We start from the raw sequence: 15,481 nt of genomic DNA, 5'->3' as shown, positions 1-15,481 counted from the left end.
GCACGACAGACATCACCGGTCCAGAAAAATGCGCCCAGCCTGCGTGGACCGGATGACGCGTGGATGACAACCGCCAACTCCGTTGCCGTGCGTTGCGCCCGGCAGTGGATGAGCGGCGATGGCGAAGGCGCGATCTGCGGACAGCGACGCTGCAGCAAGTTTGCCCAACGCGGCGACCACCTGTTTGCCGATGCCAGAGTCCATGCGGCCCACGCTGCCGGTTATGCCGTACGCGGCGGCGCTTCCCAAGACACGCCCCGACACGCAGGCTGCCCCAACATGTCGTGCCCACACCCGACGGGTCGCACGTGGTCGTCCCCCTCAACGACAAAGGCCCGCCGAAGCGGGCCTTTGCCTGGACAGCAGCCAGACCGCTTACTTGGCTGCGGCATCCTTCGCCGCAGCATCGCCGGCCTTGGCCTGCAGGGCTTCGGTGGTGATGCGGATCTTCACTTCGTCGCTGACGTTCGGGGCGTACTGGCCCAGGCCGAAATCGCTGCGCTTGATGGTGGTGGTGGCGTCGAAACCGGCGGCCGGCACCTTCTTCATCGGGTGCTCGCCGGCACCGTTGAGGGTGACGTCCAGCACGACCGGCTTGGTCTGACCCTTGATGGTCAGGTCGCCGGTGACGGTCAGCTTGTTGGTGCCGGCAGCTTCCACCTTGGTGCTCTTGAAGGTGGCGGTCGGGAACTTGGCCGCGTCGAAGAAGTCACCGCTCTTGAGGTGTTCGTCGAACTTGGCGATGAAGCTGTTCAAGCCGGACAGCGGCAGGGTGACCTGCACGGTGGACTTGGTCACGTCGGCCGCGTCGTACACCAGGGTGCCGTCGACATTGCCGAAGTGCGCGCTCGGGTTGGAGAAACCGAAGTGGCTCCACTGCGCCAGCACGTCGGTGTGCGACGGGTCCAGGGTGTAGGTGCCCGACGCCACTTCCACGGCCGGGGCGGTCGAGGCGGCCGCCGCCGGTGCCGGCGCCGGCGCAGCAGCGGCGTCGGCCGGTGCGGTGGCAGCGGCCGGGGTTTCGGCGGCCGGAGCGGCAGCGTTGTCGGCCGGCTTGGAGCAGGCGGCAATGGCCAGGGTCAGGGCGAGCGGCAGCAACAGCTTATGGGTGGTCTTCATTGGAACTCCATGGGATGAGAGACGCGTCGGATCAACGCGGGTGGGACAGATGCAGACGGACGAGGACTGCAGGAAACGCAAGACACCATGTACGTCGACACGGCGAGCTAGATCAAGCGATCGGCCGGCAAACGGCCAACTGCGTCGCTTGAACGTAGCAGGCACACGCGGTAGCCGGGCCGGCACGCGCCGCCCACGGCGCTGCGCCGCAGCCGGCACGCATGTATCGCCTTACTCGAAACGCGCCGCTTCGTCGAAGCTCAGGCGTGGCGAACGCGGGAACAGCCCGGCCGGGTCGCCGTAGCCAAGATTGACCAGGAAGTTGGACTTGATCGGCGTACCGGCGAAGAACGCCGCATCCACCTTGGCGTTGTCGAAGCCGGACATCGGGCCGGCATCCAGCCCCAGCGCACGCGCGGCCAGAATCAGGTAGGCGCCCTGCAGCGAGCCATTGCGGAACGCCGATTCGGTGCGGCCCGCGCGCGGACCCTCGAACCAGCTCTTGGCGTCGGCATGCGGGAACAGGTACGGCAGCTTCTCGTGGAAGTCTTCGTCGTGCGCCACGATCACCGTCACCGGCGCAGCCAGCGTCTTGGCGGCATTGCCCTCCGACAGCGCCGGCTTGAGCTTGGCCTTGCCCTCGGCGCTGGTCACGAATACAAAGCGCGCCGGACAGCTATTGGCCGCGGTGGGGCCCCACTTCACCAGCTCATACAGCTCACGCAGCACCTCGTGGCTGACCGGCGTGTCGGCAAACGCATTTTGCGTGCGGGCGGTGCGGAACAGCTGATCCAGTGCGGCGGCGTTGAGCGAGTCGGACATGAGCACTCCAGGGGAAGGGGTGGTGCGACGGTAGGCTGCGGCGTCGGCGCCAGTGTGAAGACCCGCAGTGTAGAGTGGCGCGATTGCCGCCACACGCGTTCAATCTGAAACAAATCTATGTCGGATCTGAAACGATGGGGCTGACCTGGGCACTGAGCGACGGCCGTGCCGGCAATGCGCGCCAGGCCGAGGCGCTGGCGCGTGCACTGCAGCCCGATGCCTGTCAGCCACTGCACCTGCAGACCAACGCGCCGTGGCGTTGGGCGGCGCCGCGGCGGCTCCCCGGCGCACGGCAGGCCTTCGGCGCGGAATTTGCCCGGCAACTGCAGCAGCCCCCGGCGCTGGCCATCGGCTGCGGCCGGCAGGCGGCGCTGGCCACCCGGTTGCTGCGTGCCCAGGGCAGCCGCAGCGTGCAGATCCTGGATCCGCGGTTGGACCCGCGGCACTGGGACCTGCTGGTCGTGCCCGAGCACGATGCACTGCGCGGCAGCAACGTACTCACCCTGCTCGGCAGCCTGCACCCGGTGGACGATGCGTGGCTGGCGGCCGGCCGGGCCGCGTTTCCCGCAATCGGCGACTTGCCGGGCCCGCGGCTGGCCCTGCTGGTCGGTGGGCCTACCGACCAGGTGCCGTGGACGCTACAGGCGCTGGCGGCCCTGTGCACGTCGTTGCGTGCCCAACTGCGCGCGCTGGGCGGCAGCCTGCTGGTGACCACCTCGCGCCGCACGCCGGGCGATGCAATCGCAACGCTGCGCGCGGCCTGCGCCGGCCTGCCGCATCTGCTGTGGTGCGACGAACGCGATGGGCCCAACCCATACGCCGGCCTGCTCGGCTGGGCCGATGCCATCGTGGCCAGCGCCGATTCGGTCAACCTGCTCTCCGAAGCCTGCGCCACCCGTGTGCCGGTCGCTGCCGCGTTTGCCGAGCAGGCACGTGGGCGCGTTGACACCTATTTGCGAGCGTTGCGGCAACGCCAGCGCTTGCACTTCGTTGATGAAGTTCTCGCCAGCGCTGTCGATATCGTTCCTGTGCGCGAAACCGAGCGCATCGCCATGCAGGTACGCGCGCGCCTGCTGCCATAACCCAACGCCCACCACCGGGCCACCGAGACAAGGACGATGTGCATGACAGGGACGATCAAAGCGCGATGGATTCGACAAACCCGGCGCAAGGCAATTGCGCTGCTGGTACTCGCCACATTACCGCTGTCCGCCACCGCAACAACACCGCGTTGCGTGCCGCGTTATCCCACACCGCAAGCCACTGCCGCGATGTTCGACATGGCCACCTCCACCGCGCAGGCGCTGGATGCGTTGCCCGATGCCAAGGTGGTGCTGCTGGCGCGCGGCGGCCAGGATCTAAGCCGCTACGGTCTGAAGCACAGCCACCTGGCATTTGCCGTGCGCGACGATGATGGCATCTGGCGCGTGCGGCACCTGCTCAATCGCTGCAAGAGCGATGCCTCGCAGCTCTATGTCGAAGGCCTGAGCAATTTCGTCGGCGAAAGCGCGGTCAGCCACGATCTGCGTGTCGGCGTCCTGACACCCGCGATCCAACAGCGCCTGCGGGCATTGTTGAGTGACTCAGGCGAGCTCGCGCATCGCCTGCATGAAACGCGCTACAGCATGGTCGCCTATCCCTTCTCCACCGACTACCAGAATTCCAACCAGTGGGTGCTGGAAGTGCTGGCAGCGGCGCTGGCAGCCGATGCGCAACCACCGACGGTCATCGGCGATCGCCGCGCATCGCAGGCCTGGCTGCAAGCGGCGCGGTATCACCCCAGCATCCTGCATCTGGATTTGAAGCAGCGCGTGGGCGCACGTTTTGTCGCCGCCAATGCCACCACCACCGATCATCCTGTCGGCGAGCGCGTTTCCGGCAACCACTCGGTGGTCACCGTCGAATCGGTGTTCAATTTCCTGCATCAACGCGACGCCCTTGCACAGGAGCTGTCGATCCCACACGCCACCGCCACGCCTGGAGCCACGCCATGACGCGCCTGCTGTCCGCCCCGTTTGCCGCTGCCCTGTCGCTCGCCACCCTACTGCCAACCTGCGTGCAGGCCGGGGAGATGAGCCCGGCCGATAAATCCGGGTTCTATGCCATGTTGACCGTCTCTGTCCCAGTGGTGGTGGCGAGCGCTATCGTCGTGTCTCCGTTCATTGCGTCCGTCAACGCCTACGCAGACAGACGCGATGACCGCCGTCAACCGCGCGCGGGCACGCTGCCGCCGATGCGGGTCGACGCGGTGCAAACCTTGCCCGCGGGCGAACGCGAGGTCAGGCTGCAGGATCCGCAACAGCCTGAGGCGACCGTGATGCTGCGCTGGCCCGCGCGCCAGGACGACCCGGCAGCCGGGTTTCGGGTTGGCGACATGGTGTCGTTCCAGCCCAGCCCGGCCGGCAGTGGCTGGACCGTACATGCACCGCAAGGCGAGGCCCTGGCGTTCCTGCCCACCGGCGACGCGGCGGCCTACAACAGCAGCCGCAGCTGGTGAGTTCAACGCGCTGAGCAACAGCGCTGCCTGCACGGCGATCACGCGTAGGCGGGCGCGCTGCCGGGCAACCGCCGACCCGCAGCGGCCACCGTCGTGGACCAGGGGGCTGTCTATTTGGGTCGCGATGCGTGCGTGTTGCCTTCCTGCGGGCGGCGGTGACCTTGCATCGCCCCTCGCTCGCGCACCCAACCCTCGAAGCGGAGCAAGAGCGCACAGCACTAACGCGCACTGTGCGCTCTACCGCCCCTCTCCGCACCGACAAGGCCCCGCCGGCGCGGCGACACTATCCGTTACGGATTGCTGGGAGAACGCGGAATGCCGGCAGGCGCCGCGTCCAGCGCGCCGATCATCAGCCGCACGATCGGGGTTTCCAAGCCGGTGGTGTAGTTGTACTTGCCGGCGATCGGCACATCGTTGCCGACCACCCCGTTATTGCCGGGGATGCCGCGGTGGTAGGCCTGCGGGCCGTTGGCGGCCAGGCGATACAGGTAATCGTTGAGATTGCCCTGCCGGCCCTGCTTCTGCACCAGCAACGCGGCCACGCTGGCGAACTCCGGCGCCGCCACGCTGGTGCCGATCAACTTGGTGAGTGCACCTGCCACGTAGATGGACACCGAGCTGGTGCCCTGCTGACAGGGATGCACGGCGATTCCCGGGCAACCGCCGACCAGCATGCCGACATCGGGCAATGCGCGCATCGATGTGCGTGTGCCGCCCAGCGCGCGCAGCTGATACGCCGGACGCTGGAACAGCGTGCTGACGCCACCACCGGCGCCCCAGTAGCCGCCGCTGAGCAGCGCGCCCACGCCATACGGGTCCTCGGCCTGCAACGGGTCGGCAAACGCGCTTTCGCTGAGGTAGCTCGAATCCAGGCTGCCCTTCGTGTAGGCAGTGAGCAGGTTGCCGCCACCGACCGCGGTCACATACGCATCGGCGGCGGGCCAATGCACGCTGGGGACGTACCGGCCGTTCTTGCCTTCCACCAGGTATTGGGTGTCCGGGCAATCCAGGCCGGCATTGTCGCCACTGGAGGCGACGAAGCTGATGCCCTGCGCGTTGCCTTGCTTGAAGACCGAATCGAACACGCCAAGGATGGAGGTGGCGTCCTTGCCGTTATAGGCCGCGGTGAAGACCTGTTCGCAGAACCCGAACGAGGAACTGACCACGTCGGCCTCATTGTCCTGCACGATCTGTCGGTAACCGGCCAGGATGGAATCGATGGACAGATCGGGGATCACGTACAGCAGCACGTGCGCGCCCGGCGCGCCGCCAAGCGCCATGTCCACATCGAGCGTTGCCTCGCGCGCCGCAGCGCGGTTGCCATCCTGCACCCCGGGCTTGGCACCGGCCACATAGCGGCGTGCATACAGGGTCGGATTGGCGTGATTGCCGGCATAGCGGCTGAAGCGCTCGTGGTCGAACATCGCGGCGATGTCGGTGTCCAGCACGTCGCTGCCGATCAACACGGCGATCGTGCTGCCGCTCCCGTCGAGCCGCTGTTGCTTGCCTGGCGCACCGATCATCGTCTGGTAGGACGGATAGCCGTAGGCCTGCTTGAGATCGTTGTACCAATAGCTGGTGGTGCCATCGCCAGTGCGGTTGGCGGGGTCGGCGGCCAGCGTGCGCGAGTCCATGCGTGCCGCCGGCAGTCCACGGCTCAGGCCGGTGACGGTGACACCGTTGGCACGCAGCGCGGCCGGCAGTTGCAGCGGAGCGGCAGCCGCCAGGCGTACCTGCTGGCCGGCATTCAGATCAGCCACCAACGGCGCGGCAAACAACCGCTCCACGCTGTCGGCATTCGCGCTGACATGCAGGGTTGGCCCCTGCTGCACCACGGTCATGTGTGCGGCCTGCAGGGCGGCGCGCACCTGCGCGAGCTGCGCAGGCGCCGGACCAAAACGCTGCTGGAATTCGGTCGCCGACAGCCACTTGTGGTACTGCGGCGACAGCGGGTCCTGGATGTCGGCCAGCAGCGCATTCAGCGCTACCTGGTCGCGTGATGGCAGATGCACCTCGAAGGACACGGGCGCTGCGCGCAAGCTGGCCGTCATCGCGTCAAGCGGGCATCGGGGACGGTTGTGGCAGCGCTGGCGCTGCCGAAGGCCAAGAGCGAAGCGGACAACACGGCCGCCAGCAGCGGCCGACAGCGGATGCGAGTAAGCATGGATCTCTCCGGGGGGCACAGCAGTGAGCGAGGCCGAATGGCATCGCAGGGGCGCGCACGACCGCTCGCGACCAACGGCGCGATCGTGTCGACACGAAAACGGAAAGCAGATGCCGGCTGCGATCGATGGCCGCGGCGGCCGCGAGACGCACACCTGATCGCTGCAACAGACGACAGCAAGACCCAACGCTGCCAGTGCATCATCGCGACACTGCACATTCGGCGGCTATCTCCATCGGCATCGGCAGGTCGCGGGGCTTGCAAGGACTGCCATCAGTCAGACAGCGGGTCGGGAGCCGGGACGATACGTGCGATGTCTACCGCTGAAATGCCAGCGGGCGAGATTGTGTCGCCACCAGCGAGGTGCGCGTGTCTGCGGCTGCAGGTGCCGCTGCAAGCCAGCTGGCCGTCTCACGCTGCACGCCGTTGCCGCGAGCACCTGCGAGCGCCCATTGCGCGCACATGCAGCCGCTCACGGCCCCACTTCCTACGCCGAGACTGCGGCTCGCCTTGCGATCACCGCGTGCTGCCGATGCCGCCAGTCGGGCGTCAGGTGCACGCGTGACCGATGACGCCCCGATGCCGGGGCGCAGGCTTGCCCCCGCTCTGCACATCGCCTGCCGACACTGCCGCCGAGCGTATGCGCCGCCACGAATGCAGGCGCACGCGCCATTCGACTGCAGCCGCGGCGCGCACGCGCCCCGTCGTCGTCGTCGTCGTCGTCGTCGTCGTCGTCGTCGTCGCCGACGATACAGGCACGCTCTGGCGCCAGGCGCCGGCGCAATACGGGAAAGGGTCTTTGCGCACCGAGGCCATGGCCGGCGAGCGCAGCGCTGCGCTGGTTCATCCCTGCCGTCGCAGCGATAATTGCGCGCCCCATCAACACCGTGTCGCCATGCGTCGTGCCTCGCCACCTGCATTTGCCCCGCTCACCACCCGTGCATTGCTCTGGGCGGTGTTGGCAATGGGCGCGGTGGTGCTGCTGTCCAACATCCTGGTGCAATACCCGATCAACGACTGGCTGACCTGGGGCGCGTTCTCCTATCCGCTGGCGTTCCTGGTCAGCAACCTGATCAACCGCCGCTTCGGTCCACGCGCTGCACGCCACGTTGCCTGGTGCGGGTTCGCGCTGGCGGTGCTGCTGTCGATCTGGCTGGCGACGCCGCGCATTGCAGTGGCCTCGTGCAGCGCTTTCATCGCGGCGCAATTGCTGGACATCAGCGTGTTCGACCGCCTGCGCGACGGCAGCTGGTGGCGCGCACCGATCGTGGCCACCACCTGCAGCGCCACCCTGGATACCACCCTCTTCTGGAGCATTGCGTTTGCCGGCGCGAGCCTGCCATGGATCAGCTGGGCCGCAGGCGATCTGGCGGTAAAACTGGGCATGGGCGTGTTCCTGCTCGGCCCGTTTCGCGCCCTGCTGTGGCGGAGTGCGCCGCGTCGGTAGAACGCATGGCGCTCCTGGGTGCAGGGCATCCCGCCAGGCCAGCAAGGCACCGTTGCTGCCATTTGCTGCAGGCACATCGAAAGCGGCGTCCTCGCCACTGCACCTACAGCGCTGTTTCATCCTTGCCCAGCGGAAACGTCAGGCCCTGCCCGCGTGCTGCGTTGAAGATGATGCCGCGCGCCTGCTGGATGGCCGGTGTCGGTGCGAGCAGGCGTGGGCGTCGGTCCAGCGTGCAGCTCAGGCCGGCATCGACCAGCGTTGCGTGCGCCTGATGCAGTGGTGCGGCGCGCTCGTCCGGGAGCCAGTGGGTGCGCGCCAGTGCGTCGATCAACGCGGGCGTATCGCAGGCGTCCAACAGCTGCGGTTGCTGCGCTGCCAGCCCGAGCACGCCGGCCTGCAGCACGAATTCCAGATCCACCAGGCCGCCAGCGCCTTGCTTGAGATCCAGCCGGCCGGCATCGCTGCGATCCAGTTCGGCGCGCATGCGCGCACGCATCTTGCGCACGTCCTCGTGCAGCTGCGCGGTGTCGCGCACCCGCATCAGCGTCTGGCGACGCACCTGTGCGAACGCATCGCACAGCGCCGCGTCGCCGGCCACCGCGCGTGCACGCACCAGCGCCTGATGCTCCCAGGTCCAGGCGCGGTCGCGCTGGTATTCGCGGTAACTGGCCAGCGAGGACACCAGGGCGCCCTTGCCGCCATCCGGGCGCAGTCGCACATCGATGTCGTACAGCCGGCCGGCGCCGGTCTCGGCAGCCAGCAATGCCATCACTTTCTGCGCAAGCCGCGCAAACCAGCGCCCGGCTTCCAGCGGGCGCTTGCCGTCGGAGGCCTCCACCGCGGGCGGATGGTCGTACAGAAACACCAGATCCAGATCCGATCCGAACCCCAGCTCCAGCCCGCCCAGGCTGCCGTAGCCGACGATGGCAAAGCTGCCGCCAGGCACGTGTCCGTGCGCGGCCGCCATGTCGCTGCGCGCCAGCTGCAGCACGGTCTGCACGACCGCTTCGGCAAGCCAGGCCAGTTGTCGGGTGCTCTCCACCGCCTGCTGGCGCCCATCCAGCGTGGCCAGCGCAATGCGGAAGCTCAGTGCGAGCCGACGCTCGTTGAGCTCGCGCAGCGCCGCTTCGGTGTCGTCGATGTGCAAGGTCTCGGCGCAGGCCGCGTGCAACGCTGCGCGATCCGGCAGCGGGCCGCTGATGCGGGTGTCGAGCAATTCGTCCAGCAGCAACGGATACGCCGCCAGCCGCTCGGCCAGCAGCGCACTGCGCGAGAGCACATCGACCAGGCGTGCCAGCGCGCTGGGTTGCTCGTCGAGCAAGGCCAGGTAGCTGGTGCGGCGCAAGGTGGACTGCAACAGGCCGAGCATGCGGCGCACCGCCGCATCCGGCTGGCTGGCGCGGGTGGCCGCGTGCAGCAGTGCCGGCATCACCCGATCCAGCCGCGCACGCGCGCTATCGGACAACGCGCGCACGCCGGAGGACTGCGCAAAATCGGCCAGCGCCTGGTGCGCGCCATCGGGATCGTGCAAGCCAATCCCCGCCAACGGCGCCGCATCGCCTTCCGGCAGCGCGCGCCAGTAATCGGCCAGCGTATCTGGTGCGGTGGCACGCACACGCGGAGCCAGCAGCTCGGCGAATTCCGCGGCCACGCGTGTGCGCTGCGGTGCCAGCGCGTCCAGCAATGCCGACCAATCCGCATACCCAAGGCCCAACGCAATGCGCTCGCGATCCAGCGGCGCCTGCGGCAATGCGTGGGTCTGCGCATCGCGCAACATCTGCAGGCGATTTTCCAGCCGGCGTAGAAACCGATACGCCGTCGACAGCGCCTGGCCGTTCTCCTGGTCGATCTGGCCTGCGGCCACCAGCGCCTGCAATGCGGACAGCAGCCGGCGTTCGCGCAGGCTCGGCTCGCGTCCACCCCGAATCAGCTGCAGCGATTGCGCCAGAAACTCGATTTCGCGAATCCCGCCGGGCCCGCGCTTGATGTCGTCCAGACGATCGTGCCGCGCCACTTCGGCGGTGATGGCTGCCTTCATTTCGCGCAAGCCATCCAGTGCGGTGAAGTCCAGATACCGCCGGAAGACGAAGGGGCGCAGCGTTTCCAGCCAGGCTTCGCCGGCGTCGACATCGCCCGCCACCGCGCGCGCCTTCAGCCAGGCATAGCGCTCCCAATCGCGCCCTTCGCGCTGGAAATACTGGTCCATGCCGGCGAACGACAACGCTACGCGGCCGGCGGTGCCGAACGGACGCAGGCGCAGATCCACGCGATGGCTGAAGCCGTCGGCGGTGGTTTCGTCCAGCAACCTGGCCAGTTGCTGGCCCAGGCGTGCGAAATATTCTTCCGCTGCCAATGCGCGCGCGCCATCGGATTGGCCGCCTTGCGGATAGGCGTACACCAGATCCACGTCCGAGGAAAAATTCAGCTCGCCGCCGCCCAGCTTGCCCAGCCCGAACACCACCAGGCGTTGCACGCTGCCGTCTGCAGCAACGACCTTGCCGTGGCGGGTGTGGAATTGCTGCTCCAGCGCGTGCAGGCCGCATTGCAGGCAGTGTTCGGCCAGCTGGGTGGCGCCGGCCAGGGTCGCCTCCACGCTGTCCAGACCGAGCACATCGCGCCACACCAGGCGCGTGGACTCGGCGCTGCGATAGCGTCGCAATTGTGCAGGCCACAGCTGTGGCTGGGCCGGATCGAGCTGCGGTAAGGGCAGTGGCGGCGGATCGGGTTGCGCCAGGTGCTGCAGCAATGCCGGTTGCCGCGCCAAGGTATCCAGCGCGAATTCGCTCGCCAGTGCGACCTGCGCAAGCTGCCGATCGAACGCGCCGCCCGGCCATGCCTGCCCGGCAGGCAATGCTTGACGGACACGGGCCACGGCCCGCTCGATCAGGGCGGTAAGCGCAGCAGACATGGAAACGGTAGGCATCGGCATGACCGGATTTTGGCATCCCCGCCATGCAGTGAGTACACGCATGCGCGACATCCGCACCGCGACTGCAACGCGGCGTGCAGCATTTCGCCGCTTTGAACATCTCGCTTACGCAGCCCTGACGATCTCCATGCTGCACTGCCGCTTTCGCACGAGGTCATGCCATGTCGCCCACCACCTTGCCCGCCCACCTGCTGCCCTCGCAGATTCCGCTCCAGACCGATGGCAACGATCCTGCATTGCCGCCCAGCCTGCCCTTCCTGCATCTATGGACCGGGCCGGATGGCAACAGCTGCCTCAACGCCTCGCAGCTGCCCGGCTTCGGTCGCAAGAGCGTGGGGGGCGGTGCGGCGCCACAGTGGTTGCGACCGTTTCCCGGCGAGGTGCTCGGCATCCAGTTCGCGGTGCTGCCCGTGGGCTGGGTTGGCGACTGGCATGAGAGCCCGCACCCGCAGTGGGTGATTCCGTTGCGCGGCCGCTGGTTCATCGAAACCGGCGACGGCACACGCGTGGAGATGGGCCCTGGCGACATCCATTTCGGCCAGGACCAGGGCACCAGCGATCAGCGCGGCCATCGCTCCGGCCAACTTGGCGATGAACCTTGCCTGCAGATGATGGTGCAGTTTGCGCAATCGCCAGGCGCGGCCACCGCGCATCCATTCGGCCATCCAGCGCCGCGCTGATGGACCGCCGCTGCCGCCTGCGTGCACCCGGCGCCGCCCGGCCGGCCGACTGCCCGCCCCCCACCACGCACCACGCCGCCCTAGCGGCGCGGCTGGGCAACGCGCGCCTGCTGACCCTCTACGACCAGGCCACCTGGAGCGAGGGGCCGGCCTGGTGGGAAGCACAGCGCACGCTGGTGTGGAGCGATGTGGTGGGCCGCCGCGTGCTTGGCTGGCGCGAGGACGGCGCGGTGGACGTGCTGCTGGATGCCACCGCATTCACCAACGGCAACGCGGTGGATGCGCAACAGCGCCTGGTGCATTGCGAACACGGGCGCCGCGCGATCACCCGTAGCGATGTCGATGGGCGCGCGCATCTGCTGGTCGGGCGGTTCGAGGGTAAGCAGCTCAATTCGCCGAACGATCTGATCGTGGCGCACGACGGCGCGATCTGGTTCACCGACCCGCCATTCGGGCTGCTCAAGCCCAGCCAGGGCTGCCCAGGCCCGCAGGAGCTGGACCATCACGGTGTCTACCGGCTGCCGCCCGATGGCGGTGCCCTGCAGTGCATGGTCAGCCTGGATCACCCCAACGGGCTGGCGTTCTCCCCGGACGAACGCGTGCTGTACGTCTCGCAGACGCCTGAAGGTGGCCCGACCTCGCCGGAGATCACCGCCTTCGACTGGCGCGATGGCGCATTGCACAACCGGCGCCGCTTCGCGGTGGTGCCGGATGGCCTACCGGATGGCTTTTGCGTGGATCGCCAGGGTTGGCTCTGGAGCAGCTCCGGCGCGGGCGTGTGCGTCTTCGACACCGATGGCCACTGCCTCGGCTTGGTACCGACGCCGCAGACAGCGTCCAACTGCACCTTCGACCTGGAGCAAAAACGATTGTTCATCACCGGCGGCAGCACGCTGTGGTTGCTGGAGTTGCAGCACTAAGCACGGTTGACGAAAACCGCCAGGCGGACGCGGCCATTGCCCGCGATGGCAGGAATCACACTTACAAACCGTTCCGAGCCCGCCGTGCACATCGAGCAGCACGATGGCTCGCCAGGTATCGAGGGCAGCTCCAAGCCATGCAAGCCTGCTCGCCGCGATGCAGACCGGCGGCAGCCACGGCATGCGGGCGGCCTTCATTTGCAGCGGATCTTGCGCCGGTTGGCGTTTGACCCGGCAACCTGCAGGCATAAAAAAGCCCGCTTGCAGCGAACTGCCAGCGGGCTTTGCTCCCTCCCCCACGTCGGGATGCAGGATCATAGTGCGCGCCCCGAATCGGACTTGCACGCTGCACTGCAAAACAACACCAGGCAGTACAGAACTGGTGTTTTTCTTCACGCCAGCGCGCGAGATGCGGGCTTCAGCGCAACAGGTCGGGCTGCGCGCGATACCACTCTGGCGCGCCGCGCAGATGCCATTCGGGTGTGTCGCCGCGCAAGCCAACTGCCGCGCTCAGCAACCCCCAGCGGGCCAGCAGACTGCCGCTCCGTTGAGTGCCCTGCAGGCGCAGGCGCGCATCGACCTGAAAGCGTTCGTTACGTGCCTGCAACCGATCGACGATGACCGTCTCGCCTTGCCAGTGCGCGCGTGCGGTCAGCTGCGCCTGGCCAGCATCCACCAGCCGCAGCATCCAGTTCGGAATCGAGCGGTCGCGCGCGTACAACGCCACCAGAAATGCCAGATCGCGCACCTGGATGCGTACACGCCCATCCACGCCCACCGGTTGTCGCCATTGCATGCGCGCATCGTCCAGCACGATACGCGCCCACCAGCCATCGCGATTTTGTCCATCCGGGCCGGTGAATCCGACATTGCGCAGCTGGATGCTGCTGGCATCGAGACTGAACTGTTCGGCGCGTAGATCGCCGCGCTGCAGGCGCAGATCCGCATCCACATCGCCGCGCAACGCCAGGCCGGCAAACTGCAGCCGCGCTGCACGCGCCGCGATGCGCACACCGCCCTTGCCGATGCGCCCACCCGGCTCGATCTGCAGATCGCCGCTGAGCACGCCGCTGCCGCCGTCGAAGCGTAGTTGCTGTTGCGGCAGATAGCGGTTGTAGGCGCGCAGATCCGGCACGCGGGCATTGGCGAACACCAGATGCGCGCGGGTGGCATCGCGCAGGCTGCTCAGGTTGTGCGCGTCGGCGCGTGTGCGCAGATCCAGGCGCAAATCGCGGCCTTGCACGAACGGCCGCGTGGGTGCATCGGTCTGCGCGATCGAAAACTGCTGCATCTGCAGTGCAAGCGCCGGCAGCAACTGCCCACTGGCATCGGCGTCCACGCGCAGATCAGCACTGGCCTGTCCGGTGATCGCATGCCCCATCACGCCCACCTGGGCTTGTACGTGCGGCACCTGCAGGCGGCTGCCGGCAGCAAGCTGGCCGCGATCGATCCGCAGATCCGCATCGACCAGGCCCTCGCCCTCCAGGGTCAGCCAATCCACATCCGGAAACAGCGCAGCAATCCAGCTCAACGAAGACAGCTGCCAATGCAGCCGTGCATGCCCGGACGTGCGCGGCAACAGGCTGCGCATGGAGTGCACGGGCAGTTGCCTGCCTTGCACGCGTATGTCGGCGTCCAGCGTCAGCCCGGCATCGGCCGGCTCGGGCATGCTGACCTTGAGCCGCAGGTTCTGATCGACCTGCAACTGCGCCGTCAGTTCGCCCAGCAATGCGGCCGGCACGCGCGTGCTGTCGTGCAACGGCGCGCGCCATTGCAGTTGGCTTCCAGGCTGCAAGGCGCCGCGTATCCAGCGCAGCTCGCCATCTGCACGCCCCTTGCCGGCACGCGTCGCCAGCGTGTGCCGGCCCTGCGCATGACGGGTGATATCCAGCGCTGCGGTGTCGCCATGCACGGCGATCAGCGCATCGGTGAGTTGCAGCACCGCGCTTGCCCCTGCCTGATCCGGTGCGTGCCGCGCGATGCTGGCTTCGATACGCAGCTGTCCATTGCGCATCACTTCATCCTGCCCCCACCGCACACGTGCCGATTCGAATACTGCACGCGAGGGGAACAGTTCCATCGGCCCGCCACGCAGTTGTTTGAACAGGCCCAGTTGCAGTTGGCCCTGCCCTTCGATGTGCAGCTGACGCAGCGACACGGCCTGCACCTGCTCGGCAACGATGCGGTCGAACTGCAGGGTCCAGGCGGTTGATGACCTGGGTGTCCTGGCTTGAGCATCGGCGCGCTTGGCTGACTCCGGCGTCCTGTTGGTGGGCGTTGCGGACGTTGCGTTCGTCGTAGCCGTGATGCGCAGACTCTGCGCGGGCGGTGGCGTCGCCGTGTGTTCGACATTGGGCGTTGCGGTTGACGTCCCCGCGTTTGCCGACGCTGCCGGCGTCTCAGCGATACCCTTCGCCGCCGCAACAGCAGCACGCGGCGCTTGCATCGCCGCAGGCGCTCGCATCGCCACCGTCCCGGGCGTTGCGAGCGCAGCCTGCAGACCGCCACGCACACCGCGCGCGTGCAACTCCGGCACCAGCAGTTGGCGGTGCAGCAATGGCAGCAGCCGGATCTGCCCACTCATCCGCTGCGCACCGACACTCCAGTTCGTGCGCTCCGAATGGCCTTGCAGATCGACATCCCACAGCACCACACGCCCGGGCCACCAGGTCAGCGCCGGGCCCCATTGCATCGTGAACTTGTCGGGCGAGCGATTCAGCGCAGCCGGGCCGAGCGGTGTGTTGAGCAACAGATTGCCCAGCAGCAAATAGCTTACGTACAGCGCAATCAGGGCCGATAGCGGCCATCGCAGTAGGCGTGGCGAGGCGCGCCAGCGGGCGCGAACAGGCATCGTCATGACGGCGGGCTCCTGAAAACCGCGCACGCGGCTGGGCACAGTGTGC

The 15,481-nt window shown here is 67.6% G+C and carries 12 protein-coding genes and 1 pseudogene; 6 read left to right on the top strand and 7 right to left on the bottom strand.

Annotation, left to right across the window (positions count from 1 at the left end; all coding sequences use genetic code 11):
• Window positions 1-12: 12 nt before the first annotated feature.
• The 3 genes from ACCQ03_RS03150 to ACCQ03_RS03140 all read right to left on the bottom strand — a co-directional run bounded on the left by ACCQ03_RS03150 (window position 13) and on the right by ACCQ03_RS03140 (window position 1,941).
• Complete coding sequence (locus tag ACCQ03_RS03150) at window positions 13-249, bottom strand: hypothetical protein (RefSeq protein ID WP_057678088.1); 237 nt, start codon at window positions 247-249, stop codon at window positions 13-15.
• Between the two features lie 126 nt (window positions 250-375).
• Window positions 376-1,119 (bottom strand): YceI family protein, encoded by a 744-nt coding sequence (locus ACCQ03_RS03145; protein WP_209225287.1) that lies wholly within the window; start codon window positions 1,117-1,119, stop codon window positions 376-378.
• Window positions 1,120-1,350: 231 nt separating this feature from the next.
• Entirely contained in the window at window positions 1,351-1,941 is a 591-nt protein-coding gene (locus tag ACCQ03_RS03140; protein ID WP_057678087.1) for a malonic semialdehyde reductase, read from the bottom strand.
• 134 nt (window positions 1,942-2,075) lie between these two features.
• On the opposite strand from ACCQ03_RS03140, the gene ACCQ03_RS03135 reads away from it, so the two are divergent.
• The 3 genes from ACCQ03_RS03135 to ACCQ03_RS03125 are packed head-to-tail and all read left to right on the top strand — an operon-like array spanning window position 2,076 to window position 4,438.
• Window positions 2,076-3,023 (top strand): mitochondrial fission ELM1 family protein, encoded by a 948-nt coding sequence (locus ACCQ03_RS03135; RefSeq protein ID WP_057678086.1) that lies wholly within the window; start codon window positions 2,076-2,078, stop codon window positions 3,021-3,023.
• Window positions 3,024-3,065: 42 nt separating this feature from the next.
• Window positions 3,066-3,935 carry a DUF2145 domain-containing protein gene (locus ACCQ03_RS03130; RefSeq protein WP_209225285.1) on the top strand — a complete coding sequence of 290 codons (870 nt, stop codon included), beginning with the start codon at window positions 3,066-3,068 and terminating at the stop codon, window positions 3,933-3,935.
• Complete coding sequence (locus ACCQ03_RS03125; RefSeq protein WP_057678084.1) at window positions 3,932-4,438, top strand: hypothetical protein; 507 nt, start codon at window positions 3,932-3,934, stop codon at window positions 4,436-4,438. The genes ACCQ03_RS03130 and ACCQ03_RS03125 overlap by 4 nt, the downstream gene beginning before the upstream one ends.
• A 290-nt stretch (window positions 4,439-4,728) precedes the next feature.
• Here the strand turns inward: ACCQ03_RS03125 and ACCQ03_RS03120 are convergent.
• Together ACCQ03_RS03120 and ACCQ03_RS03115 are read right to left on the bottom strand one after the other, a co-directional pair.
• Window positions 4,729-6,602 (bottom strand): annotated as a pseudogene (locus ACCQ03_RS03120) (S53 family peptidase).
• A 487-nt stretch (window positions 6,603-7,089) separates the two neighbouring features.
• Window positions 7,090-7,449: a hypothetical protein gene (locus tag ACCQ03_RS03115; protein WP_209228015.1), complete on the bottom strand. Its 360-nt coding sequence runs from the start codon at window positions 7,447-7,449 to the stop codon at window positions 7,090-7,092.
• Between the two features lie 48 nt (window positions 7,450-7,497).
• On the opposite strand from ACCQ03_RS03115, the gene ACCQ03_RS03110 reads away from it, so the two are divergent.
• On the top strand, window positions 7,498-8,049 hold the full coding sequence (locus tag ACCQ03_RS03110; RefSeq protein ID WP_017155913.1) for a VUT family protein: 552 nt from the start codon (window positions 7,498-7,500) through the stop codon (window positions 8,047-8,049).
• Window positions 8,050-8,152: 103 nt separating this feature from the next.
• On the opposite strand, the gene glnE is transcribed toward ACCQ03_RS03110, so the two are convergent.
• Window positions 8,153-10,978, bottom strand: coding sequence for a bifunctional [glutamate--ammonia ligase]-adenylyl-L-tyrosine phosphorylase/[glutamate--ammonia-ligase] adenylyltransferase (gene glnE / locus ACCQ03_RS03105; RefSeq protein WP_057678082.1), 2,826 nt, complete (start codon window positions 10,976-10,978; stop codon window positions 8,153-8,155).
• A gap of 161 nt (window positions 10,979-11,139) precedes the next feature.
• Here glnE and ACCQ03_RS03100 point away from each other — a divergent pair, with 161 nt between their 5' ends.
• Together ACCQ03_RS03100 and ACCQ03_RS03095 are read left to right on the top strand one after the other, a co-directional pair.
• Complete coding sequence (locus ACCQ03_RS03100) at window positions 11,140-11,658, top strand: cupin domain-containing protein (RefSeq protein WP_017155915.1); 519 nt, start codon at window positions 11,140-11,142, stop codon at window positions 11,656-11,658.
• Window positions 11,658-12,578 (top strand): SMP-30/gluconolactonase/LRE family protein, encoded by a 921-nt coding sequence (locus ACCQ03_RS03095; RefSeq protein WP_057678081.1) that lies wholly within the window; start codon window positions 11,658-11,660, stop codon window positions 12,576-12,578. The genes ACCQ03_RS03100 and ACCQ03_RS03095 overlap by 1 nt, the downstream gene beginning before the upstream one ends.
• Before the next feature lie 418 nt (window positions 12,579-12,996).
• On the opposite strand, the gene ACCQ03_RS03090 is transcribed toward ACCQ03_RS03095, so the two are convergent.
• Complete coding sequence (locus ACCQ03_RS03090; protein WP_057678079.1) at window positions 12,997-15,435, bottom strand: hypothetical protein; 2,439 nt, start codon at window positions 15,433-15,435, stop codon at window positions 12,997-12,999.
• Window positions 15,436-15,481: the final 46 nt, after the last annotated feature.

This window comes from Xanthomonas sp. NCPPB 3569, assembly GCF_041475645.2.
GTDB lineage: Bacteria > Pseudomonadota > Gammaproteobacteria > Xanthomonadales > Xanthomonadaceae > Xanthomonas > Xanthomonas phaseoli.
Note: the sequence above shows the minus strand (reverse complement) of the source record. Positions and strands in the feature narration are given on the sequence as shown.